This is a genomic window from Parageobacillus caldoxylosilyticus NBRC 107762 (assembly GCF_000632715.1).
Classification (GTDB): Bacteria; Bacillota; Bacilli; order Bacillales; family Anoxybacillaceae; genus Saccharococcus; species Saccharococcus caldoxylosilyticus.
Window position 1 is genome coordinate 24,068 of the sequence record NZ_BAWO01000053.1, and the last position, 21,250, is coordinate 45,317.

General features: G+C 46.0%; 21 protein-coding genes, 1 pseudogene and 1 riboswitch. Of the genes and pseudogenes, 13 read left to right on the plus strand and 9 right to left on the minus strand.

The window, feature by feature from the left end:
• The first annotated feature begins 185 nt into the window (after positions 1-185).
• A riboswitch (SAM riboswitch) is annotated at positions 186-294 on the plus strand.
• Between the two features lie 125 nt (positions 295-419).
• The 9 genes from GCA01S_RS14045 to GCA01S_RS14085 all read left to right on the plus strand — a co-directional run bounded on the left by GCA01S_RS14045 (position 420) and on the right by GCA01S_RS14085 (position 7,861).
• Entirely contained in the window at positions 420-1,127 is a 708-nt protein-coding gene (locus GCA01S_RS14045) for a phosphoadenylyl-sulfate reductase (protein WP_017436085.1), read from the plus strand.
• Positions 1,128-1,141: 14 nt separating this feature from the next.
• Positions 1,142-2,215, plus strand: coding sequence for an inorganic phosphate transporter (locus GCA01S_RS14050; RefSeq protein ID WP_017436086.1), 1,074 nt, complete (start codon positions 1,142-1,144; stop codon positions 2,213-2,215).
• Positions 2,216-2,269: 54 nt separating this feature from the next.
• A complete protein-coding gene (gene sat, locus GCA01S_RS14055; RefSeq protein WP_017436087.1) occupies positions 2,270-3,430 on the plus strand; it encodes a sulfate adenylyltransferase in 1,161 nt (386 codons plus the stop codon).
• Between the two features lie 13 nt (positions 3,431-3,443).
• Positions 3,444-4,049 carry an adenylyl-sulfate kinase gene (gene cysC / locus GCA01S_RS14060; protein WP_042410851.1) on the plus strand — a complete coding sequence of 202 codons (606 nt, stop codon included), beginning with the start codon at positions 3,444-3,446 and terminating at the stop codon, positions 4,047-4,049.
• A 1-nt stretch (position 4,050) separates the two neighbouring features.
• Positions 4,051-5,682 (plus strand): nitrite/sulfite reductase, encoded by a 1,632-nt coding sequence (locus GCA01S_RS14065; protein ID WP_042410853.1) that lies wholly within the window; start codon positions 4,051-4,053, stop codon positions 5,680-5,682.
• Positions 5,683-5,694: 12 nt separating this feature from the next.
• Positions 5,695-5,913, plus strand: coding sequence for a DUF3906 family protein (locus GCA01S_RS14070; RefSeq protein WP_017436090.1), 219 nt, complete (start codon positions 5,695-5,697; stop codon positions 5,911-5,913).
• A gap of 34 nt (positions 5,914-5,947) precedes the next feature.
• Positions 5,948-6,727, plus strand: coding sequence for a uroporphyrinogen-III C-methyltransferase (cobA, locus tag GCA01S_RS14075; protein ID WP_042410855.1), 780 nt, complete (start codon positions 5,948-5,950; stop codon positions 6,725-6,727).
• An 11-nt stretch (positions 6,728-6,738) separates the two neighbouring features.
• Entirely contained in the window at positions 6,739-7,485 is a 747-nt protein-coding gene (locus tag GCA01S_RS14080; protein WP_017436092.1) for a sirohydrochlorin chelatase, read from the plus strand.
• A gap of 103 nt (positions 7,486-7,588) precedes the next feature.
• Positions 7,589-7,861 carry an acylphosphatase gene (locus GCA01S_RS14085; protein WP_017436093.1) on the plus strand — a complete coding sequence of 91 codons (273 nt, stop codon included), beginning with the start codon at positions 7,589-7,591 and terminating at the stop codon, positions 7,859-7,861.
• A gap of 33 nt (positions 7,862-7,894) precedes the next feature.
• Here GCA01S_RS14085 and GCA01S_RS14090 read toward each other — a convergent pair whose 3' ends face one another.
• Positions 7,895-8,665 (minus strand): arginase family protein, encoded by a 771-nt coding sequence (locus GCA01S_RS14090; protein ID WP_042410857.1) that lies wholly within the window; start codon positions 8,663-8,665, stop codon positions 7,895-7,897.
• A gap of 164 nt (positions 8,666-8,829) precedes the next feature.
• Here GCA01S_RS14090 and GCA01S_RS14095 point away from each other — a divergent pair, with 164 nt between their 5' ends.
• The gene (locus GCA01S_RS14095) at positions 8,830-9,174 is read left to right on the plus strand and encodes a YojF family protein (protein ID WP_017436095.1); all 345 of its coding nucleotides are present in this window, start codon (positions 8,830-8,832) and stop codon (positions 9,172-9,174) included.
• Positions 9,175-9,196: 22 nt separating this feature from the next.
• Entirely contained in the window at positions 9,197-9,853 is a 657-nt protein-coding gene (gene bshB2 / locus GCA01S_RS14100; RefSeq protein ID WP_042410859.1) for a bacillithiol biosynthesis deacetylase BshB2, read from the plus strand.
• A 52-nt stretch (positions 9,854-9,905) separates the two neighbouring features.
• Here the strand turns inward: bshB2 and GCA01S_RS14105 are convergent, their stop codons facing one another.
• From GCA01S_RS14105 to GCA01S_RS14125, 5 genes and pseudogenes are all read right to left on the minus strand, one after another.
• The gene (locus GCA01S_RS14105) at positions 9,906-10,700 is read right to left on the minus strand and encodes a PhzF family phenazine biosynthesis protein (protein WP_017436097.1); all 795 of its coding nucleotides are present in this window, start codon (positions 10,698-10,700) and stop codon (positions 9,906-9,908) included.
• A gap of 1 nt (position 10,701) precedes the next feature.
• Positions 10,702-11,340, minus strand: coding sequence for an NAD(P)-binding protein (locus GCA01S_RS14110; protein WP_174407503.1), 639 nt, complete (start codon positions 11,338-11,340; stop codon positions 10,702-10,704).
• Between the two features lie 61 nt (positions 11,341-11,401).
• On the minus strand, positions 11,402-12,004 hold the full coding sequence (locus tag GCA01S_RS14115) for a hypothetical protein (protein ID WP_042410863.1): 603 nt from the start codon (positions 12,002-12,004) through the stop codon (positions 11,402-11,404).
• Between the two features lie 245 nt (positions 12,005-12,249).
• Complete coding sequence (locus tag GCA01S_RS14120; RefSeq protein WP_042410865.1) at positions 12,250-12,621, minus strand: DnaJ family domain-containing protein; 372 nt, start codon at positions 12,619-12,621, stop codon at positions 12,250-12,252.
• Positions 12,621-14,390 (minus strand): annotated as a pseudogene (locus GCA01S_RS14125) (putative bifunctional diguanylate cyclase/phosphodiesterase); the annotation flags it as partial. The gene GCA01S_RS14120 and the pseudogene GCA01S_RS14125, both read right to left, overlap by 1 nt.
• Positions 14,391-14,721: 331 nt before the next feature.
• Here GCA01S_RS14125 and GCA01S_RS14130 point away from each other — a divergent pair.
• Together GCA01S_RS14130 and mreBH are read left to right on the plus strand one after the other, a co-directional pair.
• Positions 14,722-15,174 carry a C40 family peptidase gene (locus tag GCA01S_RS14130; RefSeq protein WP_042410867.1) on the plus strand — a complete coding sequence of 151 codons (453 nt, stop codon included), beginning with the start codon at positions 14,722-14,724 and terminating at the stop codon, positions 15,172-15,174.
• 390 nt (positions 15,175-15,564) lie between these two features.
• Complete coding sequence (gene mreBH / locus GCA01S_RS14140) at positions 15,565-16,572, plus strand: rod-share determining protein MreBH (RefSeq protein WP_017436105.1); 1,008 nt, start codon at positions 15,565-15,567, stop codon at positions 16,570-16,572.
• An 88-nt stretch (positions 16,573-16,660) separates the two neighbouring features.
• Here the strand turns inward: mreBH and GCA01S_RS14145 are convergent, their stop codons facing one another.
• The 3 genes from GCA01S_RS14145 to GCA01S_RS14155 all read right to left on the minus strand — a co-directional run bounded on the left by GCA01S_RS14145 (position 16,661) and on the right by GCA01S_RS14155 (position 21,242).
• Positions 16,661-18,025 (minus strand): (Fe-S)-binding protein, encoded by a 1,365-nt coding sequence (locus tag GCA01S_RS14145; RefSeq protein ID WP_042410872.1) that lies wholly within the window; start codon positions 18,023-18,025, stop codon positions 16,661-16,663.
• Entirely contained in the window at positions 18,022-19,434 is a 1,413-nt protein-coding gene (glcD, locus tag GCA01S_RS14150; protein ID WP_017436107.1) for a glycolate oxidase subunit GlcD, read from the minus strand. The genes GCA01S_RS14145 and glcD overlap by 4 nt, the downstream gene beginning before the upstream one ends.
• 131 nt (positions 19,435-19,565) lie before the next feature.
• Positions 19,566-21,242: an L-lactate permease gene (locus GCA01S_RS14155; protein ID WP_017436108.1), complete on the minus strand. Its 1,677-nt coding sequence runs from the start codon at positions 21,240-21,242 to the stop codon at positions 19,566-19,568.
• Between the last annotated feature and the right edge of the window lie 8 nt (positions 21,243-21,250).

The following is a 21,250-nucleotide window of genomic DNA, read 5'->3' on the forward strand; positions in this document are numbered from 1 at the left end:
AGGTACAGCAAAGCACCTTGGTTTTTACATGTGAAAAACAGATCAACAAAGAAAGCTGATTCTTGATGCCCACAGCCAAAAAATAGTTCCTTTTTCCCTTTACAAAAAAATAAATTCCCATAGAAAAACTAGGATTGACTTCCGTGTGAATTGTGTTAAAATTTTAATCAATTACAATTACATAAAACTTATCAAGAGTGAGGGAGGGACTGGCCCGATGAACTCCGGCAACCTGCTTGGCCGAAAGCAAGGTGCTAATTCCAGCAAAATGGGTACCATTTTGGAAGATAAGGCGCTATCAGTGACCGGTTGGCTCTTCCAAAATGGGAGAGCGTTTTTTATCAGCGCTCGTTCTCTTTCTATTCCAATATAACCAATTAATCCACTTTATTTTCTTTGACTTCAAAGGAGGGAGAAAGATGCTCACTTATCAAACGTGGGAAACGGAAGAAAAACCGTCATTTCCTCACGATAATGAAACAAAAGGGGCGCTTGATGTCCTCGCTTGGGCATACCGCCAATATGAGAACAATATTGTGTATGCCTGCAGCTTCGGCATTGAAGGAATCGTGTTAATTGATTTAATTTCGCAAGTAAAGCCAGATGCGGAAATCGTATTTCTCGATACCGGTCTTCATTTTCGTGAAACATACGAGACAATCGAAAAGGTAAAAGAAAAATATCCTTCCCTCCGCATTGTAATGAAACAGCCAAGCTTATCCTTAGACGAACAGGCAAAACAATTCGGGGACGAATTATGGAAGCACCATCCAAATAAATGCTGTGAATTGCGGAAGGTGATTCCACTGCGCGAAGTATTGACCGGGGTAACCGCTTGGATTTCCGGCCTGCGCCGCGAACAATCGCCGACACGCAGCCACGTCCAATACATTAATAAAGATGACAAATTCCAATCGATCAAAATCTGCCCGCTCATTCATTGGACATGGAAAGACGTATGGAACTATGTATATAAATACGAGCTTCCGTACAATGTGCTTCATGATCAAGGTTATCCAAGCATCGGCTGCGAGCCATGCACAGCCCCTGCTCTCGATCCGAACGACTTGCGTTCCGGCCGCTGGGTCGGTCACAAAAAAACGGAATGCGGGCTTCATATCTCATAGGGAGAGACACGAATATGCTCCTTGTTGTTGCTTTTATCGTATCCTTTTTCTTTGCGATGAATATCGGTGCCAGCGGCGCCGCCGCCGCAATGGGAGTGGCGTACGGATCCGGCGCCATCAGGCGGAGATCAACTGCCCTTCTGCTTTGCGGATTAGGAGTGTTTCTTGGCAGCCTCGGCGGCGGCGAGGTCGTCAAAACGATCGGTTCCGGGATTATCCCGTCTTCCATCTTGACCATCAAAATTGTCGTGATCATTTTAACTGCCGCGACAATATCCTTATTCGCCGCCAATATCATGGGCATTCCGCTCTCTACGAGCGAAATTACGGTCGGTTCGGTTGTCGGCGTCGGCATTGCCTATCAAACCGTATATTTTCATAAATTGCTGTTTATTGTTTCCATATGGATCATTATCCCCATCATCGCCTTTGCATTTACGTTTTTCGTAGGAAAATGGTTTTTATCGCTAAAGCGAAAATATCCACAATTAGAACAAGGCAGATGGGGAAAAACGTTCGTCACGCTTTTAATTGTGACCGGCTTTTTTGAAGCTTTTTCGGCTGGAATGAACAATGTTGCCAATGCGGTCGGCCCACTTGTCGGCGCCGGATTAATTTCCGTTTCCCATGGAACGATATTCGGCGGCATATTCGTCGCCCTTGGCGCCATATTGCTTGGAAGACGCGTTTTAGAAACAAACGGAAAAAAAATCACGAACTTCTCTCCGTTTGAAGGCAGCGCGATTTCCGGCACCGGCGCAACACTCGTCATTCTTTCGTCCATTTTCGGGCTGCCCGTACCGTTAACCCAAATTACTACCTCTGCCATCATTGGCATCGGGACAGCAAAAAACGGCTTTTATATTTGGCAAAAGCGCATTGTCATTCAGCTATTAAAAGTTTGGTTTGTATCACCTATTTTTTCGCTAGTTATTTCGTACAGTCTCGTTAAACTGCTGCTTGACAGCGATCTTTATACAATCATCGCCATTTTCAGCGTTTGTCTCGCTACCCTTGGCATTATTAGCCTAAAGAAAACCATCGCCGAAGAACAGCGGTCCTTGCATGAAAGCGGCGGTGGCATTTAACCAACGATAAAACTTATTTTTCCGATAAAATAAATAAATTTAGGAGGTATCAACATGAGCTTAAGCATTCCACATGGCGGCACTTTAGTGAATCGTTGGAACCCTGACTATCCAGTAAATACCGTCACAAAAACGATTGAGTTGTCTAAGGCGGAATTAAGTGATTTAGAGCTAATCGGAACGGGAGCTTACAGCCCGCTTACCGGCTTTCTGACAAAAAACGATTATGATTCTGTTGTCGAAACCATGCGGCTCACTGATGGCACCGTATGGAGCATTCCGATTACCCTTGCTGTAACCGAAGAAAAGGCAAAAGAGCTTTCTGTCGGCGAAACGGCGAAACTCGTTTACAACGGAGAAGTATATGGAGTCATTGACATTCAAGAAATCTATCAACCTGATAAAACAAAAGAAGCAGTTCTTGTCTACAAAACAGATGAACTCAAACATCCAGGCGTACAGAAACTATTTGAAAAGCCAAATGTGTACGTAGGCGGGCCAATTACATTAGTTAAACGGACCGACAAAGGTCGGTTTGCTCCGTTCTACTTTGATCCGGCGGAAACACGCAAGCGTTTTGCCGAGCTTGGCTGGAACACGGTGGTCGGCTTTCAAACGCGAAATCCTGTCCATCGCGCCCATGAATACATCCAAAAATGTGCGCTCGAAATTGTCGACGGTCTCTTTTTAAACCCGCTTGTCGGCGAAACGAAAGCGGATGACATCCCGGCGGACATCCGCATGGAAAGCTATCAAGTATTACTTGAAAACTATTATCCGCAAGACCGCGTATTTTTAGGAGTGTTCCAAGCAGCGATGCGCTATGCCGGACCGCGGGAAGCAATTTTCCATGCGATGGTGCGCAAAAACTTCGGCTGCACCCACTTCATTGTCGGCCGCGATCATGCCGGCGTCGGCAACTATTACGGCACGTATGATGCGCAAAAAATCTTCTTGAATTTCACTCCGGAAGAACTTGGCATTACGCCGCTGTTTTTCGAACATAGCTTTTATTGCACGAAATGCGAAGGCATGGCGTCAACGAAAACATGCCCGCATGATCCGAAATACCACGTTGTATTATCCGGCACAAAAGTACGGGAAATGCTGCGCAACGGACAAGTGCCGCCAAGCACGTTCAGCCGTCCGGAAGTCGCAGCGGTATTGATTAAAGGACTAAAGCAGCGCGAAGCTGTCACCTCATCTACACGTTAAAGGAGGAGCGAGATTGAGCACGAACATCGTTTGGCACCAAACAGCGGTTACGAAAGAAGACCGCCGCAAACGCAACGGGCATCACAGCTGCATTTTATGGTTTACCGGGCTTTCCGGCTCCGGTAAATCGACGATCGCCAATGCCGTGTCAAAAAAGTTATTTGACCTTGGCATTCAAAACTATGTATTAGACGGAGACAATATCCGCCATGGACTTAATAAGGATCTCGGCTTTTCCGCCGCAGACCGCACGGAAAATATTCGCCGCATCGGCGAAGTCGCCAAGCTGTTTGTCGACAGCGGCCAATTCGTCCTAACGGCATTTATTTCTCCTTTCGCGCAAGATCGCGAGCTTGTGCGCCGTTTAGTAGAAAAAGACGAGTTTATCGAAATTTATGTGAAATGCCCGCTAGAAGAGTGTGAGAGACGCGACCCAAAAGGGCTGTATAAAAAAGCGAGAAACGGCGAAATTCGCGATTTCACCGGCATCGATTCTCCGTATGAAGCGCCTGTCTCGCCGGAACTGACGATTGAAACCCATCGCTACACGATCGATGAATGCGCCAATCAAGTGATTGCTTACTTGTGCGATCGAAATTTTATCAAGGGGGAATCTTAAAATGGCGTATGAAAAAGTATGGGCAAATAACCCAAATTTAAACAAAGTGGAATTAAAAAAGCTCAAAAAAGACGGATTAAAAATTTTTGATGATATTCCTTATTATGCAAAACACGGATTCTCTTCTATCCCGCAAGAAGAATGGGATCTTTTCAAATGGGCGGGGCTTTACCTGCAGCGCCCTAGAGAAGCCGGCTATTTTATGATGCGCGTTTGCGTTCCTTCCGGGATTTTGAATAACGAGCAACTCGAGACGCTAGCGGGCATCGCCCGTGATTACGGACGTGGTTTGTTTGACATTACAACCCGTCAATCTGTTCAATTCCATTGGCTGCGAATTGAAAACATTCCTGATATTTTTGAACGCTTAAAGCGGGTGGGGCTATCTACCGCCGGTGCCTGTGGCGACATTACGCGCAATATCGTCGGCAACCCGCTTGCCGGCATCGATCCGGACGAACTGTTCGACACGAGAGAAATCGTCCGCGAAGTATATGAATTTTTCCAACGCAATGAAGATTTCTCCAACTTGCCGCGCAAATACAAAATTTCAATCAGCGCCAACGTCTATAACACGGTTAACGCGGAAATCCATTGCTTGTCGTTTACGCCGGCGAAAAAAGTAATCGACGGCAAAGAAGTTCTTGGATTCCATGTGAAAGTCGGCGGCGGTTTATCGTCTGCTCCATATCTTGCCCAAACGCTGGATGTGTTCGTGACGCCAGATCGCGTGAAAGACGTCGCTGTCGCCGTTACAACGATTTTCCGCGATTACGGCTATCGTGAAAAACGCCATCGCGCCCGCCTCAAATTCCTTGTCGCTGACTGGGGCGTCGATAAATTTAAAGAAAAATTAATTGAGCTCACAGGGCCTCTCCCATCGAAAGGTGAAGACGTACAAAAAGGTTGGAATCCTGGCTATTTCTACGGCGTCCATCGCCAAAAACAAGAAGGATTAAACTATATCGGCTTCAACGTTCCATTAGGCCGCTTAAGCGCGGATGAAGTATTCGAAATCGCAAGAATCGCCCGTCAATATGGCACCGGCGAAGTCCGTACTTGCAATTCGCAAAACTTAATTATTCCAAATATCCCAGATGAATACGTTGACGCTGTGTTGCAAGAAAAAGTGTTTGAACGGATTACTATCCGTCCGAAAACATTCACCGGTTATTCTGTTTCTTGCACCGGCACTGAATTTTGCAATTTGGCGCTCGTCGAGACGAAGGAACGGATGCGGCGCGTCGCTGAATATTTAGACGAACGTTTGGAACTGGACGTTCCAGTACGCATTCATATGGTTGGCTGTCCAAACTCATGCGGTCAACGGCAAATCGCTGATATCGGCCTACAAGGCATTAAAACGAAAACAAAAGACAGAGGCATGATCGAGGCGTTTGAAATTTACGTCGGCGGCACATTGCTCAACGGCGGAAAGTACAATCAAAACCAAAAATTAAAAGGAAAAATAGACGCGGAGCAAATTTCCGAAGTGCTTTTACATCTATTAACCTATTTCAAAGAAACAAAATTGCCGGGTGAAACGTTCTTAGCGTATTTAGACCGCGTCGGCATCGAAGCGCTGCAGGCGGAACTTGACCGCATTTTAGCGCAAGTCAGCACGGTGGCATAAAAGGTGGCTGCAATGTTTCTGTACCGGTTTGAAGTAACAACGAAAACAGAAGTCATTTATGTCGTCATCGCCGCCACCGATGATGAACAAGCGTTTCGCCTTGTTGAAGTAGAATTAGAAAAACATTTTTTAAAAGTTCCTGATTATACGGATATTTCTCTACATGAAAAAAAACCGATTCGCCGCGGTGGCGGGTTCGTTGTCTACAGCGAACCCCGCCATTCTTCCTGAAAACAAAGCAAATGGAGAAAGGGCTGAAACAAAGATGGGAAAAGTGTACCTTGTCGGCGCGGGTCCCGGCGACCCTGAGCTGATTACCGTTAAAGGGCTGAAATGCATCCAGCAAGCCGATGTCATTTTATATGACCGCCTCATTAATGAGGAACTGCTGTCCTATGCTAAAAAGGATGCAGAGCTCATCTTTTGCGGCAAATTGCCGGGCTATCATACGATGCAGCAAGAAACGATTAATCATTTCCTTGTTCGGCACGCCAAAAAAGGAAAGACGGTCGTCCGTTTAAAAGGCGGTGATCCGTTTGTGTTCGGCCGCGGCGGTGAAGAAGCGGAAGCGCTGGTCAAGCATGGCATCGAGTTTGAAATCGTTCCTGGCATTACCTCGGGAATCGCCGCTGCTGCTTACGCCGGCATTCCGGTCACCCATCGCGATTTCAGCTCTAGCGTTGCTTTCATCACCGGCCATAAGCGGAAAGGAAGCGAAGAAGAAATCAAATGGGAAACCCTTGCAAAAGGCATTGATACGCTTGCCATTTACATGGGCATTAGCAATCTCCCGTATATTTGCAACCAGCTGATGAAATACGGAAAATCTCCTTCCACGCCTGTGGCCGCTATTCAATGGGGAACGACTGTAGATCAGCGGACGGTAACGGCTACTTTAGCGACGATTGCCAATGTCGTCGCTAAAGAAAAAATCGAAAACCCAAGCATGATCATCATTGGGGACGTCGTGAAACTGCGGGCAAACATTCAATGGTTTGAACAGCTGCTTGCCAAACAAAGCGCGGCCGCCAATACGGTGTTGTAACGAGGGGAAAGATGGAAGCGGTATTGTATGTTTCTCACGGCAGCCGCGTCCCCCGGGCGCGGCAGGAGGCGGCTGCGTTCGTCGAAAAATGCAAAAGAAGTATCGACGTCCCCATTCAGGAACTTTGTTTTCTTGAACTGGTTGAGCCGGATATCATCACCGGAATTGATATTTGCGTGCAAAAAGGAGCAACCCGCATCATTGTTCTCCCGCTCCTGCTTTTATCTGCCGGACACGCTAAACACGATATCCCGGAGGCGCTCCGCCAAGCGAAACAGCGTCATCCCCATGTGGAAATCGTATGTGGGAAACCGTTCGGCGTCCATGAAACGATGATTGACATCGTCATCGCCCGAATCCATGAACAAGGGGTACCATTAGACGGCAAATCAATGATTCTCCTCATCGGAAGAGGCAGCAGCGATCCGGATACAAAGCGCGATATCGAGAAAATCGCCAAACGTCTGCAGTCAAAAACAGACGTTCCGTGTGTGGATGTCTGCTTTTTAGCCGCCATCCGTCCAACGCTGGAAGAAGGTTTGGATAAGGCAAGCCGTTCATCTTATAAAAACATCTTTGTCGTTCCTTACTTATTATTTACCGGCGTATTAATGAAAACGATTGAACGAAAACTGCACTCTTTTCAGTCGCCGCATCAGCAATGGATTTTATGTCATTATCTAGGATACCATCCTTTTTTGCAACAGCTGGTCAAAAAAAACATCGAAACATTATTGCGCGCTGCGAAGGGAGCCTAATCTCCACTTAGGCTCCTTTTTTCTTCTCTCCGATTGCATACACAAAATCCCTTGTCTATTGTATGATGAGAATAGAAACATAGTTGGCAAGGAGAGAGAATAGATGAAGCGTTTTCATCTTATCGTTCACGGACGCGTTCAGGGCGTCGGGTTCCGCTATTTTACACAGTATGAGGCGCTAAAGCGGCAGCTGACCGGCTGGGTCAGAAATAATGACGATGGCACAGTGGAAATGGAAGTTCAAGGAAATAAAGAAGCAATTCAGCTATTTATGGACACCATCCGTGAAGGAACGATGTTTGCCAAAGTAACAGAGATGTCCGTGCAGGAAGTAGCGGTGAATCCAAAAGAAAAACAATTTCGCATTATATATTAAAGGGCTGCCAATAAAGACAGCCTCTTTCTTCTATTACGCCAGAAGCGGGTGCGTCGATGCATAGTGAAAACACGTTTCCATAATTAAGCGATTGGCATGCTCATTTTTCCGATTGGCTTCCCGGCAAGTAGGATGGAAGATATCAATGGAAGCTTGCGGGTATTCACCGCATACATCCACGCCGACAACCTTTTTATGGAGTAATAAATGGCGTAAACAAGCAAGCAAAAACGATAACGGCATCGTCCCTTGATTCCAGTTTGTTACCGCATCATCGCGGCGAAGCACATCTTTATCGATACTAATATATACACTGTGAGTTGGAATGATGGAAAAAAGCATACTTGGAGAAACATTGTAACGATCCAGCGAGAAGACAGTAATGTTAGGAGATAGACGAAGATGCTGTGGTGAAGATTTTGGACCGATCATAACGACCTTTTTTAAATAAGGATGCTTTAGCGCATATGATACCCATGAACCACAGGAAATAACAGGATCATCCCCGCTTCCAACATCGGTATGATGATCGAAAAGTACAAGAGTAAAAGGTTCTTTGATTTCTTGAAGAAGCAAATAAGAAACATAATGATAGTTTCCGTTGCCGATGAACACCGCTCCTTTTTGGCGGCGAAGGCGCAGCCGTTTTTCGATTTCCTGCAAGGACTCCGGCTCACAATACAAGTTCGTATGGGCTAAATCAGTGAAATCAATCCATTCATGCGGAAAGCGAAACAGCTGTTTTTGCGACGGGTACGTATGATCAAAATTTAAAAATGTTATACCATTCCCTTGAAAACTCATCAATACCACCTCTTTTTCATATTGGTGCGTATTTCTCTATTGATGAGTCTTAGATGCGTATTCTTTTTTATTATAATAAAAAATTTTGTAAAACGAAATATTTCCGTTCTTTCGCTTGTTTCAGGTAAAATAGTAAAAAATGAACGACTAGGGAGGAGATTGGCTTGCAACCCATTGACGTTCGCGAAGTGCAAGCAGCCATCAGCCGCTTTGCCAACCAAGACGTATATATTCATTTAGAAACAACGAACGGTGCGTACGCCTCCCATCACAACGAAGGATTTTTTTCTGCCGGAGCCTACATCCGTAACGCGCTGATTCGTTTCAGCCGCGGCAGAATCACAGGAAACGGACCGTACCGCGTCGGTCTGAAATTAGATTTTGGCTGGGTTTATGCGGAAGGATTAACCCATTGGGAAATAACCGAGAAAGGGCAGCTGCTATTAGCCGGCCATGATTACGAAGGAAGATTGGCGGTTGCCCTGCAGCTGAGCCACGAGCCGTTTTAATGCATGGAGGGAGGGCTGAAGCATGAAGGAAAAACACGTACTCGTTGTATTTCCTCACCCTGACGATGAAGCGTTTGGAGTGTCAGGAACGTTGGCACAGCACATCGAAAACGGAACGCCTGTCACCTATGCCTGTTTAACGCTCGGCGAAATGGGACGAAACATGGGGGCGCCGCCGTTTGCGAACCGCGAAACGCTGCCGCTGATCCGCAAAAAAGAATTGGAAGAAGCATGTAAAGTGATTGGCATTCATGACTTGCGGCTGCTCGGTTACCGCGATAAAACGGTGGAATTTGAAGATGAAGAATTGCTCGCCGACCGCATCGGCGAAATTGTCGCTGAAACAAACCCATCGCTTGTCATTACGTTTTACCCAGGCTACAGCGTCCATCCGGATCATGACGCATGCGGCGCTGCCGTCATTCGCGCTCTCAAGCGCCTGCCAAAAGATAAGCGTCCGACCGTTCACTGCGTCGCGTTCGCGAAAAACTGTGAGCAAGACTTAGGCAAGCCAGATGTCATTCGCGATGTCAGCCCGGTCATCGAGAAAAAACTTGCTGCCATCCAAGCGCACCGCTCGCAAACGGAAGGATTGATGAAAGCGGCGAAAAAACGTGGCGGCGACGCGTTAGAGTGGCTGAAGACCGAGCGGTTTTGGACGTATAAATGGGAGGATTGAACCAACGAGCAACTTTCTCCATAGAGGGAAGGTTGCTTGTTCCATATTTCTATCAGTCTACTAACTCACCTTTCCATACGGCTACTGCTTGTCCAGACAGTCCCACCCTATCATGATTTACTTTGACTTTGACTACTCCTCCTCTTTTCGACGCCTGATAAGCTATAAGCAATGATTTTCCTAACTTTGTCTCCCAATAAGGCCCCAAGCAGCAATGCGCCGAACCGGTGACGGGATCCTCCGGGACGCCAATCGCAGGGAAAAAGCAGCGGGAAAAAAAATCAAATTTCTCCGTTGAGGACCGGCTTGTGACAATAACTCCGCGTGTTTTGACTTGCTGTAATAAGGTGAAGTTCGGCTGCAATTCCCTCAGCTGTTGTTCTGACTCTATTTCAATGAGGTAGTCAAACCGATTTCTTCCAACAAACAGCGGCTCCACTCCAAGCGCTTCGACTAGTTCATCTGGATAGGCAGCAATCGGTGCCGGCGGCTCGCTCGGAAAATCCATCTGTATCCACTCACCATCTTTGCGGGTTGTCAAAATGCCGCTTTTCGTATAAAACGAAATCATCTCATCAGGATCGACCTTCCCGAGTTCCCACAATATATGTGCGCTCGCTAATGTCGCATGGCCGCATAAATCCACCTCTGCATTTGGAGTAAACCAACGCAGCAAGTATCCATTTTTATGCGGGGACAGAAACGCCGTCTCTGATAAATTCATTTCCGCCGCTACCTTTTGCATCCATTCTTCTGGCATTGGGGCAGAAAGAAGACAAACAGCAGCCGGGTTCCCGCTGAATCGCTCGTTCGTAAACGCATCTACGACATAGATTGGTATCGTCATCCTACTCTTCCTTTCGCCTAATTTCCTCTTTCATAGCATTCTCCAGCAGCTGTTCAAACTCCTCCTCCCAATTTCCCCTCTTGCAAAATGATTCATCAGCAATTGCTTTAAATAACGCTTTCCTTTTTTGTTCATCGCGCACATGCCGTAAAATCCATTGCCGGCATTCGTAAAGAAAATCGATATACCGCCCGTAGTCATCATCGTACAGTTCCTCAAGCCGGCGGCGGATTTGCTGCGCGATGGTCGGGCTTGCGCCGCCTGTCGAAATCGCAATCGTCAATCTGCCGCGCCTTACGACCGCAGGAACATGAAAATTGGACCGTTCCGGGTCATCGGCAATGTTGATAAGCTGATAAGGCTTCGCCGCTTTCGCCACCGCTTCGTTCACAGCCCGATTGTTCGTTGCGGCAATCACGATCCACGCTTCTTTCATATCATCAGGAGAAAACGTTTTTTGCCGCCAAATCAGTTTTTTATCTGCGACTAACTGTTCAATCCCCGTTGTAATCGTGGGGGCCACTACCGTAATTTTTGCCTTTGCTTCCAGCAAGCCGTAAATTTTCCGTTCCGCCACCTTTCCTCCGCCGACGACGAGAACGCTTTGATTTGCGACATTCAGCATAATTGGATATCCCATACCATTTTCCCCTTTACAAAAAACGGCCGTGTAGAAATCCACGGCCTTTTTCTTCATTATATTATCTTTGCGTCGCTTCTTGAATCCATTCTGCCAACCGTTCATTTTCTTTTTTCATATGCTTTAGCCATTGCGGAAGCAACTCAGCAAGTGCTTCTTTATCATTTTCTTTCATCGCCTCATATGTTTTATGATGAAGCTCGCGCAGTTTTTGCTTTTCTTCTTTGGACATCCATTTTTTCTTCTTGTATAATTGTTTCAACTCTTGCTTAAATTGTTCTTTCGTTATTTCTTTGTTTGCGAGGCGGTCAATCAGCCGATCGAGCGCTTGCTCTCGCTTTTGCTTCATCTCTTTGCATTTTGTTTTCAACGCTTTTTTCACTTGTTCATCTTGCAGTTTTGCCCGCAATTGTTTGCGCTCATTCAGAACTTTTTTCCATTCATCGGCTTGGTCTGGCGTATATTGTTTGACTATTCCCATCCATTTTTGTTCATCGAGTTCTCCGTGCTTGAACATATGTCCGGCAAATGAATGTTCCATCGCGTGGTTAGCTTTGACAATACTGCCTTGTTGCACCGAGTTGGAATCCAGATTGGCGGCCAGCACTCCTGCCGGGATGGTCAGCATCAAAACAGTTAGGAAAGAAATCCACGTTTTTTTCATCTGACTCACACTCTCCTTTTTCCTTTGTATTGTTCACACCATTTTGGCATTAGCCGTTGAAAAGTTCCATCTGCTAATACGACAACAATTTTTGTTCATCGGAAACGCACCTCTTCTTTTGCTCCCATAAAAGCAGGAATGCCATTCACCAGCATCATCCCTATTTTCCCCATTTTTCCACGCTCCTTTCACATAAAATGAAAAAAAAGAGCTTGCTGCTTTTTCACAGCAAGCTTTTCCGTTGATTACCGGAATTTCTCGTCAATTCGCCGCTGGTAGTCGCGCAATGCTTGGGAATTTGTTTTATTCCGCTTTTTCATGAGCGCATTCCAGCGCAACAATTTCTCATTTAGCTTCTTCTTCAATTTCTTTTTCTCCTCTTCATCTTCACAGCAGCGCAACAAATCTTCTAACGTCATTAAATCTTTTTTTAACTCGACTTCCTCAGAGACATAGCCGGCATTTTTTAACATCAAATAACCGATTCGCAAGTCTTCGGGAATATGGGATAAATCCTCCAGTTCAAGCGGTTTTCCAAAACCAGGAAGATTATCAAATTCTCCGTTTTTCATCGCTTCGCGAATTTTATCTTCCGCTACTCTCCAAAAAATATCCATCATTTCATCTCCTGTATCCGCAATTCATTCCGGTGCTGCCCACGCAGAAAGCTGAGAAACGCTTCATACGGCAGCGGCGGGGCAAAATAATATCCTTGCGCCTCATCACAACGCTTATTTCTTAAATAGGCCGCTTCCGTTTCCGTCTCTACTCCTTCAGTGAGCACCTTCACACCAATATTATGCCCGAGACGAATAATCGCCGGCAAAATCGCATCTTTTTTTCCTTGAATATTTCGAACAAACGAACGGTCAATTTTTAAGCGGTCAATCGGCAAGTCGGTTAAATAACTGAGCGAGCTATAGCCTGTGCCAAAATCGTCCATGCTGATCGTAACGCCGATCGCTTTCAGCTTGGTTAAAATCGCGATCGCCCGCTCTGTATCCATCGCCATCCGCTCCGTAATTTCCAAATCTAAATGATGCGGTGGCAACCCTGTCTCCTCAAGCAGATTTGCCAGCTTATCGACAAAACGACGGTTTTCAAACTCATAACAAGATAAATTAACAGATACTGATAAGTTAGGGAAATATTCCAATAATTGTTTTGTTTGCCGACAAGCGGTACGAATCACCCATTCGTTAATCGGGATAATAATGCCAGTTTGTTCGGCGACGGGGATAAATGTATGGGGCGATATAATCCCTTTTTCCGGGTGGTTCCAGCGAATTAACGCTTCCATGCCGGTAATGGCACCGTTATCTAGCCGAATTTGCGGTTGATAATAAAGTTCAAATTCCCCTTTTTCCAGTGCCCGGCGCAATTCCCGCTCCATGGCAATCTTTTCGTGAAGCACGAGGGCCATTGGCTCCTCAAAAAACAAAAATTCGCTTGCTACCTTTTTCCGGGACCGGTATCTCGCAATATCTGCTTTTCGAATTAATGTTTTTGAATCCATTCCATCCTTCGGATATAAACTAATGCCAATTTTTATTGTAACATATAATTCCAAGCCTTCTACCACAATTGGTACATCAGCAATTTCACTAAACTGTTTAGCAACCATTTCCGCCTTTTCTTTCGTGCTTTTGGACAAAATCGCAATAAATTCATTGCCGCTCCATCTTCCTAGCAACACATTTTCGCCGCTTCGTTTTTTCCATTCCGTTACGATTCGCAGCAGCACCTGATCGCCTACGGCATATCCGTAAAAATCGTTAATCGTCTTCATCCCGCTAATCTCAAGAAACATAATAGCCACTTCTTCCTGGCGGGAAGATGCCTCCTGAATACTTTTCTCAATGGCATGGTGGATTGCTTCCTTATTGGGCAGTCTGGTTAAATCGTCATGCGTCGTTATATAGCGCATTTTTTCTTCATTTTTCTTCTGTTCTGTAATATCGCGAATCACCGTGAAATTTACCTTTCTACCATCATGGTCATACTTGCGCTGCACGATTTCTGCCGGCAAAACGGTGCCATCTTTCCTCCGAAGTTGAATTTCGTAGCGTTCTTCCTGGCAATCATCGTGCTCCATTTTCTTCAACGAACCGGCGACTATTAAATCGTCAATCGGCATATGGATCAGCTCACTTTCCACATATCCAAGCAGCTGGCAGGCAGCGCGGTTCGCTTCCATCACTTGGCCGTGCCCATGAACAATAATTCCTTCCATTGTCATTTCCATGAACCGTTTAAAGCGATTTTCGCTTGCTTCTAATTCCCGCTTATATTTTTCCAGCGATTTTCGTTTTACTTGGATATATATCGCCAGCAAATAGACAAGCAACACGAGAAAACTCATCCATAAAATATATTCGATTTCTTTCGACATAAACAATCACCATCATCTATTATTCGATTTCTTTATGAACATTATAGAAAGATTGTTTGTCCCCTTCTTTCCTACCCCATTCCTATTCATTCGACAATTTACGACATAATCGGTGTGCATTTTAGTACATAAGTATTGATTTGTAGTGAACTTTTACATATTAATAAAGAAAAAATTTATATAAGGAATTAGGACTAGGTTATATATTTGTAACTTGGCTGTAACATTATTTAATTCAACTGTAAAAAAAATGAGTCCTATCCTTTGTTATACTATAGTCAAGTTAAGTCGAATCGGAAAATTTGTTGTCGGGGGTTTAGGGAAAATGAAGAAATTTATCACACTAGCTTCACTATCGTTTTTAGTTCTATTTTCCTCTTTATTCGTAAACACTTCCAGCACTGAAGCAGCAGGGAACACGAAGTTATTAATTGCTGAAGCGAAAAAACTGATTGGCACTCCATATCGATATGGCGGCACTACACCAAGAGGGTTTGATTGTTCCGGGTTTGTATATTATACACATAAAAAAATTGGAATAACTTTGCCTCGTTCTTCTAAACTGATGTACCAAAAAGGGAAAACCGTATATAAATCAGGATTAAAGCCTGGCGATTTAGTATTCTTTAATACATCCAAAAGCAGAAAAGGCGTTTCCCACGTAGCGATTTACATCGGGGACAACCGCATCATCCACGCCGTATCAAAAGGAGTGAAAATTGACAATTTAAATAATTCTTATTGGAAGAAAAGATATGTCGGAGCAAAACGATTATAAGGAAATAACAAAAACTCTCTGGCATATTAAGCAAGCGTGCTTAATGTGTAGAGAGTTTATATTACAAAAAAGTTGCCCTCCCGATATAGGAGGGCTTCTATATATTCATAGGGGATCGGGGGAATACTTGGAAAACTTTACGCTACTATTCATTTCCCCTTTTTTATTATTTTATACATGGAAAGAAAAAAATTTTTTTCCATCCGTTAGGAATTTTTCCTCTTAGCCATATTACCTATCGACATATTTTTCTCTTTTTCGCATTTCATCGTCATAAAAGAAACAATGGGATCGAAAGTTATATATGTATGAATGGAACTCTGCTTATCTGATTCAAACTGCTGCTTACGCTTTCGGTAAATCCATTCTTGTATAAGGCAGGTGTTAAGCATGTTTGCTTCTTCGGAAATTGGGATTGATTTAGGAACCATGAATATACAGCTGTATAGTAAAAATAAAGGCATTATTTTTAACGAACCAGCAGTGATTGCCTATGATGTTCAAACGAACGAAGTACTGGCGATTGGCAACGAGGCAAAAGTGATGATCGGGAAAACCCCAAATCATGTCGAAACGACTTATCCATTAAAAAATGGGGTGATTGCTGATTTTGACAAAGCGGCAACGATGCTCAAACAAGTGTTGAAACTTGCCGGCAAACGCATCGGTTTTTCGGTCAAAAAGCCAAACGTCGTCATCAGCGTCCCATTTCACGCTACTTCCGTAGAACGCCGTTCTTTTTATGAAATCGCCAAACATTGCGGAGCGAAACACGTACACCTAATTGAAGAACCGGTTGCTGCGGCGATCGGCGCTGACTTGCCGGTCGATGAGCCGGTGGCCAACGTCGTCGTCAATCTAGGCGCCGGCAAGACGGAAGCGGCAATTATTTCGTTTGGCGGAGTCGTTGCCTGCCAATCGCTTCGTGTCGGCGGCAATCAGCTAGATGATGATATTATTCAATATGTAAGACAACATTATAACTTATTAATCGGCGAGCAGACAGCGGAACAAATTAAAATGGAAATTGGCCATGCTCCTGGCATCCATGAAGAACGAACCATGGTCATTCATGGCCGCGACTTGGTGACCGGCTTTTTAAAAGCGGTGACGTTGAGTTCTACAGAAGTGCAAAAAGCCATCGAAGAATCGCTTTTCGAAATTCTTGGCGCCATCCATACGGTACTGGAAGAGTGTCCGGCAGAACTAAGCGGTGATATTATTGACCACGGCATTGTGTTAACCGGCGGCGTCGCCCTTCTTCACGGAATCGAACATTGGCTTAGTTCCGAGCTACACGTTCCGGTTTACACTGCACCTAATCCGATTGAAGCGGTAGCGATCGGTACCGGAAAAGCCCTCCAGGCCGTACCAAAGATGATCAGCACGGTTCTATAAACGCTTCGGTGAAGAAGCCCCGCGTTACTGTTGATGTAACGCGGGGTTTTCACTTTAAGCAAGGCTTGTCCACTCTTTCCTTTTGCGATTATGACGTTTTGCGAATGTGTTCTTCCTGTTCAGACGCCTGAATTCCTTTGGCTGCTTCGAGAAGAAAATCAACAAGATGGACGGCTCGGACGCGATCCGCAAGCCCCGCCCGCTCAATGCCAAGCTTCACTTGCAAAAGACAGCCGGGGTTGGCCGTCACAATCGTGGCCGCCTTTGTCTGTTTGGCCATTTCCATTTTGTAATCGAGAATCTGCATCGACATTTCCGGCTCGACGATATTATAAATGCCCGCCGACCCACAGCAGCGGTCGGCATCTTTCATCTCGCGAAACTCCACTCCTTCAATCGCGCGAAGCAGCTTTCTTGGCGCTGCAGAAGTCTTCATGACGTTGCGCAAATGGCAGGAATCTTGATACGTCACGATTTGCGGCGGGGCTTTCAGCCGTTTTTGCTGAAAATCCAATTCAACGAGCACTTCGGAAATATCTTTTATTTTCGCCACAAAAGCTTTCGCCCGTTCGCTCCACTCCGCCTCGTCTTTCAGCAAATGGTCGTATTCCATTAAGAAGGCGCCGCAGCCGCCGGCATTGGTCACAATATCATCGACTTCTAACCGTTCAAATGCTTCGATGTTTCGTTTTGCCAGCTCTTTTGCTTTTTGTTTCTCCCCTCCATGTCCATGCAGCGCGCCGCAGCACGTTTGCGCCGGCGGAATAATCACTTCGCATCCGGCTAACTGCAATAAGCGCATCGTCGCGTCATTCGTTGCCATAAACATCGTGTCCATTAAGCAGCCCGTGAAAAAAGCAACACGCCGCTTTACTGGCCCTTCCGGCGCAAGATGATGCGGCCGCTCTTTCATCTCTTTTAGCGGTGGCACATTTGGCAGTACTTTTTCCATTTGTCGTAACGAAGAAGGCAAGATGTTTAGCAGGCCGGTTTTCCGCGCGAATGACTGCAGGCCGGAACGCTGGTAAAAGCCGATCAGTCCCATCGCCATCCGCATCCGCTCCGGGTATGGAAACAGCTCATGAAATACAAGCTTGCGAACAACGCGGACTAGAAAAGAATGTTTTTTATGCTGCTGAATAATGTCGCGTGCTTCTTCAAGCAAGTGTCCGTAGCGGACTCCGGAAGGACAGACCGGCTCGCATGCCCGGCAGCCTAAACACATATTTAACGAGCGCTCGACATCCTCATCCGGCTCAATCAGCCTGTCGACGACTGCTTTCATGAGAGCGATGCGCCCTCTTGGGGAATGGGATTCCTGAAACCCCGATTCAATGTACGTCGGGCATGTCGGCAGACAAAATCCGCAACGCATGCAGTTCATCAGCTCGTCTTCATCCATCCGCTCCTGAAACTGCTTCTGGATGATCTCCCTTTCTTTTTCCGTCGTCATCGTGTCACCACCACCCGTTTTCTTGTGCTTTTCGCGAATACTTTGCCCGGGTTCATAATGTTATTCGGATCGAGCGCCTGCTTAATAGCCTTCATCGCGGCAATGCCCGCTTCGCCGAGCTTCCACTCCAAATACGGCGCTTTCATCGCCCCGACTCCATGCTCGCCGGTAATCGTTCCGCCAAGTTCAATCGCTTTTGCGAAAATTTCCTCAAACGCTTTTTCAACCCTTTCCATCTCATCGCGGTCACGTGCATCTGTCGGACAGGTCGGATGCAAATTGCCGTCTCCGGCATGACCAAAAGTGCATATTTTCACATTGTATTTTTCCGCGATTTCATTAATCGCTTTTACCATTTTCGCAATCTCGGAACGCGGCACGGTCGCATCTTCCAAAATGGTGGTCGGTTTGAGGCGGGCGAGTGCGGACAAGGCTGTGCGTCGTGCCGTTCGCAGTGCCTCGGCCTCTTCTTCGGAGCGGGCGAGCTGTACGGAAACGGCTTGTTCCTTTTTGCAAATTTCCGCCATTTTTTTCATATCCCGCTCCACCACTTCCTTCGGCCCGTCCTGTTCAATTAACAGCACCGCTTGAACATCGGTTGGCAAGCCGATTTGCGCGTATGCTTCTACTACTTCCAATGTCGGCTGATCAAGAAATTCAAGGGTGGCTGGGATAATTTTGTTGGCGATAATTTTCGAAACCGAGCGGGCCGCCGCCTCCAGATCTTCATATAGTGCAAGCATTGTTTTCTTCGTTTCCGGCATTGGAATCAGCTTTAACGTTGCTTCCGTAATAACGCCAAGCGTCCCTTCCGAACCGACGAACAGACGGGTTAAATCATATCCTGCTACGTCTTTGGCTAATTTGCCGCCGGTGCGAATAATTTCTCCGTTGGCGAGCACCACTTCAAGCCCCATGACATAATCGCGGGTAACACCGTATTTTAGCCCGCGCAGGCCTCCCGAATTTTCATTAATGTTTCCGCCGATCGTCGAAATTTTCATCGAACTCGGATCCGGCGGGTAAAACAATCCTTTCGCCTCGACCGCATTCATTAAATCGAGCGTAATCACGCCTGGCTGAACGGTAACCGTTAAATTTTCTTCGTCAATCTCTAAAATTTTGTTCATATGTTTGAACACAAGAACGATTCCGCCTTCGACCGGACACGTGCCCGCACAAAGGTTCGTCCCTGACCCACGCGGAACGATGGGAATGCGGTGTTCATTGCAAATTTTCACAACTCGCGAAACTTCCAGCGTATTTCTTGGCGCAATCACCGCATCAGGCAGCGATTGAAATTGCGGGGTGGCATCATAGGAATAAACAAGTCTTCCTGCTTTGGAATCATCGTAATTTTCCTCCCCGACAATACGGATCAGCTGCTGTTTTACTTCGTTAGAAATCAAGTTTCTCACCCTTTCATTTCTCTTTTTCGGCTGCGCAACATGCCGGTTTCACCATGCGCGCAGAAAAGGGACAAAGCCTAGCGCACCCTTCATGTCGTCCGCTAAGCACCGTCCCTAACCGTCTAAACACGCTATGGAATCATCCATGATAAAACATTAGACTGCAAGAATACAAGAATGCCAATCAAAATAATTAAGAAAATGCTATGCTTCACGGTAAACCGGAATAAATCGGACTCCTTTCCGGCCAGACCTACCGCTGCACACGCAACTGCAATGGACTGCGGCGAGATCATTTTCCCGACAACCCCACCGGAAGAGTTCGCCGCCAGCGCTAAAACTGGATCCATGCCGATGGATGTCGCCGTTACCTTTTGCAAATTGCTAAACAACAAGTTCGAAGACGTATCAGAACCAGTAATAAACACGCCGAGCCACCCTAAAAATGGCGAGAAGAACGGAAACAGGGCATCTGTCTTAGCCAACGCCATACCAAGCGTCGTGCTCATACCGGAAGCGTTGGTGACATAGGCAAAGCCGACCACCGAAGCAATTGTTATAATTGGGAACTTTAATTCATCCAACGTTTCAATAAATGTACGCCCCCAGTCTTTCCAAGACACGTTGACAATAAATTTCGTTACGAACGCTGCTAACAAGATGGCTGTGCCGGCCGCGCCGAGCAATTCTAATTTATATACTGCCGCAATCGGCTGACCGCTCGCATTGATAATTTTATTGTTCAATCCCGGCACTTCCGGCATAAATGTCAGATGGTAGCCAATCGAATTGATTAACTTTAACAATCCGTTTGTGCCCTCATAATGCCCTGTCAACGCCGCTTTTACTTGCGGTATCCCCCATAGAGAAATAAACGCTGTTAGCACTAGAAACGGAGACCAAGCTTTAAACACTTGCCCGCCTGTGTAGGAAACAGCTTTAGCCTGAGCAGTCGCTGCTACTTCCGATTCCGTTGAAAAACGATACGTGCTTTTTGGCTTCCAAAATTTCAAAAAAACAGCCAACGCAAACATCGAAACTAAAGCGGATAAAATATCAGGAAGCTCAGGACCTAGGAAGTTCGAGCTAAAGTATTGGGTAACCGCGAAAGAAACTCCTGATACAATGATCGCCGGCAATACTTCCATTGTTTTTTTCCATCCAGCCATAATAAGCACAAGATAGAATGGAATAAATATGGATAGAAAAGGCAATTGCCGCCCTACCATTTTTGAAATTTCCATTGCCGGAATACCTGTCGGTCCTTCCATCGAGATAATCGGGATTCCAATCGCGCCAAAGGCAACCGGAGCGGTATTAGCAATTAAACAGATTCCCGCCGCATACAACGGATTAAATCCCAGCCCGACAAGCAGCGCCGCGGAAATCGCTACCGGCGCTCCGAATCCAGCAGCTCCTTCCAAAAATGCTCCGAATGAGAACGCAATCAATAATGCCTGCAGGCGACGGTCTTCTGTGATCGACGTCACCGAATTGCGAATAATATCAAAATAGCCGGATTTAACGGTCAGTTTATACAAAAAGACAGAAGTAATAATAATCCAGCCAATCGGCAACAACCCGTAAACCGCCCCTTGTGTGATCGACATGACAGCCATTCCCACCGGCATTCTGTAAGCGATTACAGAAATTAGCAAAGCAAGGAGCAACGTTGTAACCCCAGCAATATGCCCTTTCATTCGCTTGACAGCGAGCGCCCAGAAAAAATATAAAATTGGAATGAGTGCCACGATGGCTGACAGCCAAAGATGGTCTGCGATGGGCGTAAAATCCTGCTTCCACTGCATAAACAATC